Genomic DNA, 12,161 nt, shown 5'->3' on the forward strand with positions numbered 1-12,161 from the left:
CGTCTGAGTATCCTGGAAGTCTGAATCAAAGTAAAGCACGGAGCGAATGGAAATAGGTGCGATGTTGGTTCGTCGAAGTGGAGGAATGATATACGGTGAAAGATGCGTTGAAGGTCAGCCTGAGTTGAGGGTAGACCAGGTCCGACTGGGTAGTAAACAGTTGGTAAAAAGGAATGATGAAAAACAGAAAGTGTGTAGTACTGAAATAGGTGGAATAATGTATCAAAGTAGTTTGAAAGTGTGAGTGGAAGTATGCTGTTATATGACATGATAGATGATTTGTTAAGTAGGTTATTCCGGGCGCTCCTCGATACGATCGAGTGTATCGAAGAGCAGTGAAAAGGCATCCTCAAGTGCTTGTTTTTGACTGTAGTTGTAGTCCTCATATTTACGTTTGGTATGGACGAAATTTTTAAGCTTCTCAAGGCTAGATACCTTAATCATGAAAGTCTGCCTGGTTGTAGTTTCTGAAATGCTTGATTGAGATTTTTTCTCCTCTTTGGTGTTTCCTGGTTGTAAGTAATCAGACAAGAAATCATTACTTTTTCCAGCATCGTTTCCGAGAGTAAATGATTTGCCTTTTTTCATATTCCCAATCGATTTAGAACTTCCTGAGTGAATTTGACATAGTCTTTGGCTCCATTAGAGTCAAGGTCATAATCAACTATTGTTTGAGTATGATGCGGAGCCTCACGTAGTGCCACATTTTCTCTGATTACAGTCTCAAATGTTTTTCCTGGAAAGGCCTCTGTCATAGCATTGTACAGATCTTTATTTAGGATGACATTCTTTCGGTGTCTTGTAAAGAGAATACCAAGGAGATCAAGATTACTATTAAGCTGTTCTCTAATGGCTTTATAGAGATCTAAGACCTGATTTAATCCGTCCAGTGCAAATTGCTGCGCTTCCATTGGTACGATGAGATAATCAGCGCAGCAATAAGCATTCACAGTAGCTAAACCCACCGAGGGTGAAGTATCAATGATGATAAAGTCAACCTTATCTTTAATGGGCTCTATGGCCTTTGATAATAGTTCTTCTCTCCGGAGTTTCTCTTTTGCTTCGGTTTCAAATCTGGCAAATTGAGTAGAACTTGGAATAAGAACTAGATTTTCCCTCACATTGAAGGCCTTAATTTTAGCATTCTGAAGAAGTATATCTGTGATTGTAAAATCAGATTCAGGCATGCCGAGATTTTTAGAAGCGTTCCCCTGCGGGTCCATATCGATAAGCAAGGTTCTATATCCTGCCCGACTCAAGCAAGCAGCTGTGTTAATGGCTGAAGTTGTCTTCCCGACGCCTCCTTTGAGGTTGTTAAAAACTATGCATTTCATGGTAAGTGTTTTTCAATTAATAGTGTATTGTGAGTATGTTGTGTAAACACCGTATTACCCTTTGAATACAGTATTACTAGTGTTATTGGTGAACATGGTATTAATGGTATTCCCGATGTTCCAGAAGGATTACTGTGAATATCAGAACACCTTATTCTCAGATGGTTTTGATAAAGCCTAATCAATAGTAACTTCCTTCCCATCTACAAATTTCATTAGTGGTAAATCGGTCTGTGTATTATAGATGATTGCTACTTCGTATTTGCCTACAAGATGACTTGATCTAGCCAGACTAATTAATTTCTTCATACCATATGTTAGGTCTCTTGATCTAACGGATTTTTCCGTTTCAAAACTCCAGTAAATCATATCTGGATATCCATTAATTAGATATTTCCATTTCACCCACATTCTGGTTTGAGACTTTAATTTCATTTTGGGCGTGAAGGTGATACTCATAATATTTTGTGGTTTACATATTGATTAATGAGCCAACGGTTCATTCTTTGGGTGCCAAATGAGGAAATCTGCTCACTATGCTTTTTAATCATAATGCCTAAGCCAGTACCTAGAGACTCTTTGGAGTTTTTAATTTCATTCTTCACGGAGACCCTTACTCGTCTTTGCTTCAAGTTTCGTTCTTTTTGATTGTGCCAAGCCTCTATCTTATTGAACCTGAAGCCAGATCTCTCCAGGGAGAAAAAATGATAAGGATCAGGTGGTAACACTTCAGGGTGCCTATCAAACCAATCAGAGGCATAACTCAGGTATTTCATTTGTAATAAATAAACATCCCCCAAGTCTTTGTCAGAATGAGTCATTTTTGTAGTAAATAGCTTTTCAACTAAGCCAATCAGTACTTTTTCGCGTCTTTCGGTAAATCGAACATCCCGGTAAATCTTGAATTTGGCGAAGTTCCAAAAAACCTTGGCATGTTCATTCATAGAGCCGGTCCCCGGACACTTGACATATAAACCGGTCATAGTGTCTCGGGAAACCCGTTGCTCCTCAGTGTTCTTGGGATAGTTCTTGGTCGTGTTATCAACACCTATAGTTTTATTTTTTACAGTTAAAGGTTCAAGAACTAAAGGGTGATCTTTTTTCCTCTCTGGTTTGAAAGAACATAGTATAGCGTTTGGATTAAGATATACCTTAAGCCCCCTGCCGGTCATTTCCGACCGACATATAATGCCAGTTTCTTTAAGTCGTTTAATCTGATTACGAATACTACGTGAAGTACAATCACATAACTTAGCTAGCGAATTGCAGTTAGTGGTTGTACAAAACCCTAATTCACGTTCCTTTTCTGAGGATTCATTCCAAGTCTCAATCACAAAATTGAGCAGGTAGCGAGCGAGAAGTTGGTGAGATCCTCGAATTCGTTGAGACGAAATACTCCTTTCTTTATAGCTCTTAAGGGAATTAAAGGCATCCTTCTTAGGTATATTGTATTCCAACACCCATTTAGGTACAAGATAATTGTTCATAGCGATATTTTGATTTGAAAACCACTATGCCTACCTTAGCTTGGCAAGAACATTGAGGAGCACATAGTGTTTCTATATAAGAAGCAACCCATTCGAGATGAGTTGCTTTTTTATTTTCTAGATGCTTGGAGTAGATGAGGATTTCTTTGTATCACTGCTCTCAATTGGGATTTGTAAAACCTAACCTTGGCACTTCCAGGTAACTGTTCATAAGGTATTTTCCCCTGTTTTTTCCAACTGATAATAGTTACTTCTGAAACATCAAGGAATTTTGCCGCCTCTCTTTGGTTAATTGGACGCTCCTCTTCATCTCGCTCACCCAGTCTTATTCTATCCTCAGATGCCTCCAAAAGAATCCCTTTCACAAAGTCTTTAAATTCATTTAATGACATGTTGACCATCACTGACTCTCTCATAATCGTCTTTAGTTGATTTGTATGTGGCTAAGCTGAACAATGATTTCACGAAAAAACACCCCTTTTTCTAGTTGGCCCAGAAAAGCCAATACAGCACGTCAAATCCCAAGAAAAATAATTCAAGAAATATTCGGATGGCCTAAAATGAGGTATTCATTAACTCGTTTAAACCTCATCTTCTTATATTTTTTTAGGCTCTCATAGATGGAATCAAAAGACATTCCTTTTGGACCTGGAAATAATTTAGCGAGAAGCTTAGATGTACTTGTTTTATTTCCTGTGATATATCCTCTTTCAAACATTTTCTTGATCAATACTTTAAGATCATGATAAAAGACATCTTCAACAACAGAAAAAGTAGGCATTTCATGACTTGGAAGATGGTCCTCCATGAAGTTTTGAATGTTGCCTCTAGGTTCAGAAAATAGAAATATTATCTCATCAATTGTGGGTTGATCGATAGTAATAATATTCAAGTCATTCGCGGCTTTTAAGAACTTTCTTAAAGGAATGGGATTATTACACTGAACGAACCTGGTAGTATAAAAAGACCCACTGTCGAGCTCATCCAAGTCATAGTAAAAATCAATATCATGGAGTAATGAATGGTAAAAAGCCGATACCTCATAGAACTGAAATAGACTTTGTCTAGTCGTGCAACTCAGATACTCATTATATTCAATTTCGTTCTTATCAAGCTGTAGATCAGAACTATAAATTTTTGATTTTAAGCATTGAGTGTGAAAGCCTATTTGTGGAACTAAAGAAATATTCAATTCAACGCCTAATAACATTTGCACCCTTGAATAGTCCACTCTTTCAAACTGAGTATGCAGTTGAGACAAGTAATTGCGAATACTACGTCTTAACTGCTCTGATTTTATAAGTTGCTCTGGATCCCGATTTCTTGATAGTTCCTGAAGGCGGTTATGAAATTGATGTATGTAAAATGGAGAGTGGACGTATTCGAGTAATTCAAATGGATCATTCTTAATATCATCGGTTAGTTGCTTTCTAATAAACCACAACTGACTTTTTGACTCATCATATGATCTCAATAGCCTTATGGCATCTAGGGTTTGATCAATCCAGAAAGCAGCATAGAGCTTAACAAGAAAGGGGTCATTTAGTGGTATAAGTTCATGCTCCAGACTAATGACCTTTTCCTCTATTTCACTTTGGATTGAACCTTTATCATTAAGTGGGTCTTTCAAACCTAAAACGTATAGACTAGAATTGATGTCTAACCCCATGCTTTGTCCATTTCACTTTTTCTATAACTATCGGCTACCTTGACATACCTTCTAAATGATTCCTGTTTTTTGTGGCCTGTAATCTCTTTTACAACTGTCTCATGCATGCCTAAGATCAAAGAATTAGTCACAAAGGTCTTGCGTGCTGTATGACTAGTGATCAATTGATATTTCGGCTTAGTCTCCTGTGTACGAACTCCTCCCGAATCATTGTAGATTGTTACAGGCTTAGTAATACCGACATCTTTACAACAATCTTTTATATACTCATTGAACTTCTGGGCCGAAATCTTCGGAAGAGGATCCCAAATGGTTTCTTTATACTTATTAAGGATCTGTTTACTAAACTTATTCAATGGGATGGTAACATTTACCTCGTTCGTTTTATGAATACGCTTTAAGATATGATCCTCATAAACCTCGGATGATTTTAAGCTGATAACATCAGAAAAACGTAGGCCAGTCGCACATGCAAAACAGTAAATATCTCTCACATGAGACAACTTCTTAGACTTAAAATTGAATTCATAGAGAGTTTGAAACTCATCCATTGTTAAGTATATAATTTCCTTCTCAGACTCCTTGGCTTTGAAATTTTTGTAATGCTCATTTGAATGATATCCCCTTTCTTTTGACCACCGCATAAATGCTTTTAAGACTTGTATGATCTTCTTGAAATAATTAATACTCCATTTCTTCTCTTGGAAACTGTAGCTCCGCAGTAATTCAAAATATTCCTGATCGATCTCTTCAAAGTCATGCTTTAGCATTTTGTCTGCCTGGTAGGTCTCCAGAAGACTCTTGACAGTTTGAATTCCTTTGATTGTTCGCTCCTTTTTATAAGACTTGCTTACCTCAATGAATTCATCAAACGTTTGGAAAAAAGACTTTCGATCAACTTCAATTAGATTTGGATTGTCGATACGTTTCAGAATAAATTCCTTGGACAATTTTGAACCAAACTTCAGTACATGACGATTGATCTTGTGCACAGATTCCCGAATATTCTCCAGGCGCTCATTAAATTCTTCATGACCATTATAGTCTTCCGAAGATGTGGGCTTCTTTACAAGTTCTTTATTGGAATTCCAATGTCCGGGTTTAACACGTACTTGTTTCACCGCTTTCCGGATTCTTTGACCATTGAAGGTGATGAGCATATAGATCGGAGCAAACCCGGACTGAGAAATTTTTTGATTATTTATATAAAAACTCAGATTAACCATGGGTGGAAAGATTGGTGGCAAACAAAAACATTAACTTCATTTAAGTGGGTTTAAACAAACGAAACCATTAAACCCATCTTAAACTGAAGATAAAAAAAATCAGAAAAAACCAATCTCAAAAACGGCTATGTCCCGCCCGAGGTACAGAAAGGTGATTCAGCAATGAGTCACCTTTTTTGTTTTTTAGTCCCTCCATTTCCTACACATTAAATCGATGTTATCGTTTTTTTAAAGTACTCGAAATTCTTTTTAGCTCACCTATTTTCGTAAGGAACCCATCAACTTCTACATGTTGCTGCAGCGACTTTTGCTTGTTACTCTACTTACAGCATCACTCTTTGCTTGTGATGACGGCAACTTTCCATCTCAAAACCCTGAAGTGGATGAACTACTTGCATTAGCTGAAAATATCCAATTCACACAAAGTGATACGGCTTTAATTATTACCCGTCAAGCCCTTGATCAAAGCGAAAAAGCGAATTACTCTAATGGCATAGGGGCTGCATCTGAACTCATGGGTAGTCTTCTGTATCAAATGGGAGGCCTAAGTCAAGCCATTGAACATCTCAACAAGGCGCTATCTACATATGAAGATTTGGAATTGCCTATAGAAGAAGCGCAAACTAATCTGCTGCTAGCCAAAGTCTACCAACGCTCTGGCAACGCCAATCAAGCATTCCTCTATTTGCATAGAGCTCAAAATCTCTTTACTCAACTAAATGACGATCAAGGAAAAGCTCAAGTCTTTGGCAGTCTGGGACACTATTATGAAAAATCCGAACAGTACGATAGTGCACTCCATTATCAGCTTTTAGCGCTAGGCATCCTCTCTAAAGCTGGTAAGAACACCACTGCAGATATTCATGACAACATAGGCAGTATCTATGAGGACCTTAACCAGTTTGAAAAAGCTAAAAAACATTTCGAAACGGCCTTTGCTATCAACCAGGAAAACAACAATCAGGCAGCAGCGATTGTCAACATCAATAATATAGGGGATTCCTTTCGTAAACTGGGAAACCTTGACTCTGCACTTTCTTATAGTATAAAAGCTCTGCATTTGGCTGAAGCAGCCAACCTAGATTATCAAATTAAAAGTGCTTGCAGAGATCTTTCCAAAATATTTGAAGCACTCAATGATCCCAAACAAGCATTTTATTACCTGAACCGAAGTTATGAACTCACCGATGAGATCTTTAGCAATCAGATAGCAACTGAAATTGCTAAAACCCAATCCATTTATGAACTGGAGCAAAAACAACAGCGAATCACTATACTGGAACAAGAGCGATCCTTCAATCATACACTTACCATCATTTCTTCTGGAGCTGTATGCCTGTTTTTCCTATTAGGAGGATTTATATTCTATCAGCAAAAATCTAAAAACGCCAAACAGCACCGATTACTTGAAGCAGAAGCTTCATTGGCAAAAACACAGCTAGAGAATACTCAACTGAATGAACAAAAACTCAAAACAGAACTGGAGAACACTTCACTCAAAGAACAGCAATTGCTCCAGGAGTTGGATTTGAAAAGTAAGTCACTGACCAAAAGTGCCTTGCACATGATCCAGAAAAATGAATTTCTGAATGACATCAAATCACGACTTAAAGACATCAGAAAAGGGGAACCAGAACTTCAGGAGAAACGAATCAAGAAACTCATCAAATCCATTGATTTCAATTTCACTCTTGACGATGATTGGCATGAATTTGAAACGGTGTTCCAGCAGGTACATTCTGATTTCTTCGAAAAACTGAAAATGTTGTACCCAAAGCTAACCCCTGCGGAAGTGAGACTTTGTGCTATGATCCGCTTGAATCTGCACTCCAAAGACATGGCAGCCATCATGGGTATTTCTCAGGATAGTTTGCGTATCGCCAGATATCGTCTTCGTAAAAAACTAGGATTGGACAAAGGCTCTAACTTGTATACCTATATCCTCAACATAGGTTAATTAACTCCAGTTTAAGCGATATTAAAAATCACTGAGATTAACATCGATTTAACATATATCCACCTGTATTACTGATAGTTATAAAATCCTGTTGCTTTTTTGTATACGGTCACACACCCCCTTGTTGCCGTTTTGTTGATGGCCATTTCACACCTAGTTAATATGCCGAATCTATCATTGGCCCATCGAACAAAACACTGACAAGACAACCGATGAAAAAATCTTTACTTATTACATCACTTTGCTTGCTTATAGGCATAGCAGTGCATGCACAGGTAAGTTTAAAAGGAAGAATTTTAGACGAGAATGGCCTGGGAATGCCTGGAGCTACTATTCAGGTTACTGACCTGCAAAATACAGGTGGTATTACCGATATTGATGGATTTTACCTGATCCAAAACTTGCCAACTGGCGAGCATACCATAAAGGTATCTTACATTGGATACGCATCTAAAGAAGAAAAAATCAATTTGACCGATGGCGTTAATGAACTGAATGCAGATCTGGAGCCAGGTGTGATCATGGGAGTTGGCGTAATGGTACTTGGAGACCGATTGAAAGGTCAGGCCAAAGCACTAAACCAGCAACGCACTAATGACAACATCACGAACGTAGTAGCTGCTGACCAGATTGGTCGTTTTCCAGATGCTAACATTGGTGATGCTATGAAGCGTATCCCAGGCATCACCATGCAGAGTGATCAAGGTGAAGCTAGAAATATCATTATCAGAGGTTTGGCACCACAGCTCAACTCGGTAATGATCAACGGAAACAGGATTCCATCTGCGGAGGGTGACAACAGAAACATACAAATGGACCTTATTCCTTCAGACATGATTCAGTCTATTGAGGTGAACAAAGCCATCACTCCAGATATGGATGCGGACGCTATAGGTGGTTCTGTAAACCTAGTGACTCGATCTAATCCATCCGGAGAGCGTATTTCTGGTACGTTGGCAAGTGGTTACAATGCATTGTCACAAAAACCAATCTGGACCGGAGGTTTGATTTATGGAAATCGCTATTTCAATGACAAATTAGGAGCAGTTGCTTCTGTTTCATACAACAATCACAATTTTGGTTCGGACAATATCGAAGCAGAATGGACTGAAGGTGATGATATCGACGCATATATTGAGGAGTTCCAAATCAGAGCTTATGAAGTACAGCGCGTGAGAAGAAGTGCCTCATTGAATCTTGATTACAAATTCAATGAAAGCCACAAGATATTCTTAACCAGCATGTACAACTGGAGAGATGATTGGGAAAACAGATACAGAGTAGTACTTGCAGACATTGGCGAACCGGATGCTAATGGAATCTCTTTTGTAGAGAAAGTAGAGCGTGAAACAAAAGGAGGCATAGGAAATGACCGAATAAACAATCATAGATTGGAAGATCAACGAGTAAAAACATTTACATTAGGTGGTGAGCATCTGTTGGGTAAAGCTGAACTTACCTGGATGGGTGCATGGTCCAGAGCTTCTGAAGAACGACTGAATGAAAGATATGCTGTGTTCGTAGCAGAGCCAGAAGTGGAAATAGATGGTGAGGACGAGCCTCAAGGAATACTCTATTATCAGGATCTATCAAATCCAAGAAAACCATTATTCAGCCCTGCCGCGAGTGATGGGTTTTCATTAGCAGGAAATGATCCAAGCCTTACAGATTATTCTGCATTTGAATTGGATGAAATTACTGAAGAAGAGCAGTACACACAAGAGACTGATATCAATGGACGAATAGACCTTAAGCTCCCTTTGGCTCAAAAAGGGTTTGTGAAAGTAGGAACGCGATTTAGGTTAAAAGAAAAAGAGCGTAATAACACGTCGTTCTTTGCATACAGTTTTATCGACGATGAGTTCGAGTCATTAAATCAAGTTCCTTTGACCAACAAAACAGATGATGGATTCCTACCTGGAAGTCAATATCAAGCAGGCTCGTTTGCAACAAGTGAATGGCTTGGATCTTTAGATCTCACAAATGCCAATCGGTTTGAAAGTGAAGCTAAACCAGATGAGTACCTAGCTGAAAACTATCTGGCGACAGAAACGATTATTGCTGGCTATGCAATGGCTAAATATGATTTGACACCTAGTTTGAGTACCACTTTTGGTATAAGAGTAGAAAATACCTCGCTAGAATACACAGGAAACGAAGTAGAAAATGAAGAAGATTTCGTAAAAGAAATCACCAATACTGACAGTTATACCAATTTGTTGCCTGGTGTTCACTTCAAGTACAATGCTACTGAGAACCTCATCTTAAGGGCTGCTTGGACTAATTCATTAGCAAGACCTAATTACTTTGATTTGGTACCGTATGTTGATAACAGGCCAGATGATGAAGAAATTTTTCTTGGAAACCCAGAATTACAGCCTACAACTTCTATGAACTTAGACTTTATGGCTGAAAACTATTTTGAAACAATAGGTTTAATTTCCTTCGGTTATTTCTACAAAAACGTGGATGGTTTCATCTACGTGCAGGCTACTGAAAATGCAGATGGATTTGATATCTATCAACCACAAAACGGCGGAACAGGAACAATCAATGGAATAGAAACTTCTTTCCAAAGACAACTGGATTTCCTTCCTGGAGCATTGAAAGGTCTGGGTATTTACTTGAATTACACTTATACAAATTCAAACGCAACTGGCTTAGCCAACGAAGATGGTGACCTTAGAGATGACTTAGGCTTACCAGGAACGGCTAAAAACCTTTTTAATGCATCGTTATCTTTCGAAACCAAGAAATTGATTGTGAGAGCTTCATTGAACTACTCTGGTGACTATGTAGATGAAGTGGGAGGAGATGCATTCTCTGACAGGTACTATGATAAACAGTTGTTCCTGGATGTAAACGCTTCATATGCTATCACCAAGAACTGGAGATTCTTCGTAGAAGGTAACAACTTGACTAATCAGCCACTGAGATATTATCAGGGAACAAAAGATAGAACCATGCAAATGGAATATTATAACTCGCGTTTCAATGCCGGTGTGAAATTTGATTTATTCAATAACAAATAAAACTACAAACGGTGTCTCAAAAGTCCTTTTCAAAAGTCATTTGTAGCTAACCAGTCAGTAGACAGGGCAATGAAATCCAGTTCTTTAAAAAAGAGAAAGATTTCTCCCTGCCTTGACGGCTATGGCCTTACCGGCAGGCAGGCTGCGTCGAAATGACACCTTTTGAGACCTCCTCAATTAAATATTTGATAGAAAATGAGATATTCATATAGCATACTCGTGGTTGGTCTTTTGGCATCTTGCATGTCCAAGCAACCAGAGAATGCCGCCATAAAACCCATTTACGTTACCGACTCTGTCACTTATGATAGCGATGATCCAGCCATCTGGATCAACAAAAAAGATCCCGCCAATAGCTTGATTCTGGGAACAGACAAGCAAGAACAGGATGGAGGAGTTTATGCTTTTGATTTGAAAGGTAATTTACTAACAGACCGTAAAGCATATCCTTTGGATAGACCCAATAACGTAGATCTAGCTTATGATTTTGTCCTGAATGGAGACACTATTGATGTCGCTGTAGCAACAGAAAGAGGCAAAGGTCAGATACGAGTATTTAGGGTACCAGACCTACAACCGGTTGACAATGGTGGCATCAAAGTTTTTGAAGATGATAGCCTAAACAACCAGGTGATGGGTGTAGCACTATATAAGCGGACGGCAGATAACAAACTATATGCTATCGTCAGCAGAAAAGAAGGAACTACCAATGTTGACAACTACCTCTACCAATATGAGCTAGTGAGCGACTCACTGGGAGTTACTGGCAAATTGGTTCGAAAGTTTGGGCAGTTTAGTGGCACCAAAGAAATCGAAGCGATAGCCGTAGATGCAGAGCTTGGTTATGTGTACTATTCTGATGAGCATTTTGGAGTTCGCAAGTACTATGCGGACCCAGAAAAAGGCAATGAAGAATTGGCTCAGTTCGGATTAACAGGTTTTGCGGATGATCGTGAAGGTATTTCGATCTACAAAACAGGAGTTAAAACGGGTTACATCATCGTATCCGATCAGGGAGCCCATCAGTTTCAGGTTTTTGCTCGCGAAGGATCATCAGAAAACCCACATCTGCATGAGTTAATCACCACGATTCCTGTGACTGCTATGTCTAGTGATGGGTCTGAAACTACTTCAGTTGCTTTAGGTCCGGACTTTCCAAAAGGATTGTTTGTGGCCATGTCAGATAACAAAACCTTTGAAATCTACGATTGGCGTGATTTGGAAAAACGCATCTTAAGTAAATAACATTTTCTCAAATACCTATTTTCTAAAAGGCTTCCGAAGGGGAGCCTTTTTTTTATTGAAAGAACAAAGGCCACCTTTAAGGCAGCCTTTTTCTTCTATTATCAATACACCTCGTTTCGCTTAATCACGAGTTTCTCTTTAGTCTAGTAAAAAAGGTCGACCACCCCAGGTGGCCGACTCTTTGCAAATCCGCTAAATAGCGGTCTGCGCC

The 12,161-nt window shown here is 38.8% G+C and carries 10 protein-coding genes; 3 read left to right on the plus strand and 7 right to left on the minus strand.

Annotated features, from left to right (window positions below):
• Nucleotides 1-291 precede the first annotated feature (291 nt).
• From NXS00_RS12600 to NXS00_RS12630, 7 genes are all read right to left on the minus strand, one after another.
• Complete coding sequence (locus NXS00_RS12600; RefSeq protein WP_258099559.1) at nucleotides 292-588, minus strand: hypothetical protein; 297 nt, start codon at nucleotides 586-588, stop codon at nucleotides 292-294.
• A complete protein-coding gene (locus NXS00_RS12605) occupies nucleotides 585-1,334 on the minus strand; it encodes a ParA family protein (RefSeq protein ID WP_258099560.1) in 750 nt (249 codons plus the stop codon). Before NXS00_RS12605 ends, NXS00_RS12600 begins: the two co-directional genes overlap by 4 nt.
• Before the next feature lie 177 nt (nucleotides 1,335-1,511).
• Nucleotides 1,512-1,793 (minus strand): hypothetical protein, encoded by a 282-nt coding sequence (locus NXS00_RS12610; RefSeq protein ID WP_258099561.1) that lies wholly within the window; start codon nucleotides 1,791-1,793, stop codon nucleotides 1,512-1,514.
• Nucleotides 1,790-2,821: a hypothetical protein gene (locus NXS00_RS12615; protein ID WP_258099562.1), complete on the minus strand. Its 1,032-nt coding sequence runs from the start codon at nucleotides 2,819-2,821 to the stop codon at nucleotides 1,790-1,792. Before NXS00_RS12615 ends, NXS00_RS12610 begins: the two co-directional genes overlap by 4 nt.
• Before the next feature lie 110 nt (nucleotides 2,822-2,931).
• Nucleotides 2,932-3,237: a helix-turn-helix domain-containing protein gene (locus tag NXS00_RS12620; RefSeq protein ID WP_258099563.1), complete on the minus strand. Its 306-nt coding sequence runs from the start codon at nucleotides 3,235-3,237 to the stop codon at nucleotides 2,932-2,934.
• A gap of 119 nt (nucleotides 3,238-3,356) precedes the next feature.
• A complete protein-coding gene (locus NXS00_RS12625; protein WP_258099564.1) occupies nucleotides 3,357-4,490 on the minus strand; it encodes a hypothetical protein in 1,134 nt (377 codons plus the stop codon).
• Nucleotides 4,481-5,716 (minus strand): site-specific integrase, encoded by a 1,236-nt coding sequence (locus NXS00_RS12630; RefSeq protein ID WP_258099565.1) that lies wholly within the window; start codon nucleotides 5,714-5,716, stop codon nucleotides 4,481-4,483. The genes NXS00_RS12625 and NXS00_RS12630 overlap by 10 nt, the downstream gene beginning before the upstream one ends.
• A 289-nt stretch (nucleotides 5,717-6,005) precedes the next feature.
• Between NXS00_RS12630 and NXS00_RS12635 the strand changes: the two genes are divergently transcribed.
• The 3 genes from NXS00_RS12635 (at nucleotide 6,006) to NXS00_RS12645 (ending at nucleotide 11,950) form a co-directional block, all read left to right on the plus strand.
• Nucleotides 6,006-7,673, plus strand: a complete 1,668-nt coding sequence (locus NXS00_RS12635) for a tetratricopeptide repeat protein (protein ID WP_258099566.1) — start codon at nucleotides 6,006-6,008, stop codon at nucleotides 7,671-7,673.
• 212 nt (nucleotides 7,674-7,885) lie between these two features.
• On the plus strand, nucleotides 7,886-10,705 hold the full coding sequence (locus NXS00_RS12640; RefSeq protein ID WP_258099567.1) for a TonB-dependent receptor: 2,820 nt from the start codon (nucleotides 7,886-7,888) through the stop codon (nucleotides 10,703-10,705).
• Nucleotides 10,706-10,900: 195 nt separating this feature from the next.
• Nucleotides 10,901-11,950, plus strand: a complete 1,050-nt coding sequence (locus tag NXS00_RS12645) for a phytase (RefSeq protein WP_258099568.1) — start codon at nucleotides 10,901-10,903, stop codon at nucleotides 11,948-11,950.
• The last annotated feature ends 211 nt before the right edge of the window (nucleotides 11,951-12,161 follow it).

It is taken from the genome of Marinoscillum pacificum (genome assembly GCF_024714495.1).
Taxonomy (GTDB): domain Bacteria; phylum Bacteroidota; class Bacteroidia; order Cytophagales; family Cyclobacteriaceae; genus Marinoscillum; species Marinoscillum pacificum.

What these genes read in the sequence shown, in the direction of transcription:
- NXS00_RS12600 (WP_258099559.1), bottom strand. Translation starts at nt 588, where the DNA reads ATGAAAAAAGGCAAATCATTTACTCTCGGAAACGATGCTGGAAAAAGT.
- NXS00_RS12605 (WP_258099560.1), bottom strand. Translation starts at nt 1,334, where the DNA reads ATGAAATGCATAGTTTTTAACAACCTCAAAGGAGGCGTCGGGAAGACA.
- NXS00_RS12610 (WP_258099561.1), bottom strand. Translation starts at nt 1,793, where the DNA reads ATGAGTATCACCTTCACGCCCAAAATGAAATTAAAGTCTCAAACCAGA.
- NXS00_RS12615 (WP_258099562.1), bottom strand. Translation starts at nt 2,821, where the DNA reads ATGAACAATTATCTTGTACCTAAATGGGTGTTGGAATACAATATACCT.
- NXS00_RS12620 (WP_258099563.1), bottom strand. Translation starts at nt 3,237, where the DNA reads ATGAGAGAGTCAGTGATGGTCAACATGTCATTAAATGAATTTAAAGAC.
- NXS00_RS12625 (WP_258099564.1), bottom strand. Translation starts at nt 4,490, where the DNA reads ATGGGGTTAGACATCAATTCTAGTCTATACGTTTTAGGTTTGAAAGAC.
- NXS00_RS12630 (WP_258099565.1), bottom strand. Translation starts at nt 5,716, where the DNA reads ATGGTTAATCTGAGTTTTTATATAAATAATCAAAAAATTTCTCAGTCC.
- NXS00_RS12635 (WP_258099566.1), top strand. Translation starts at nt 6,006, where the DNA reads ATGTTGCTGCAGCGACTTTTGCTTGTTACTCTACTTACAGCATCACTC.
- NXS00_RS12640 (WP_258099567.1), top strand. Translation starts at nt 7,886, where the DNA reads ATGAAAAAATCTTTACTTATTACATCACTTTGCTTGCTTATAGGCATA.
- NXS00_RS12645 (WP_258099568.1), top strand. Translation starts at nt 10,901, where the DNA reads ATGAGATATTCATATAGCATACTCGTGGTTGGTCTTTTGGCATCTTGC.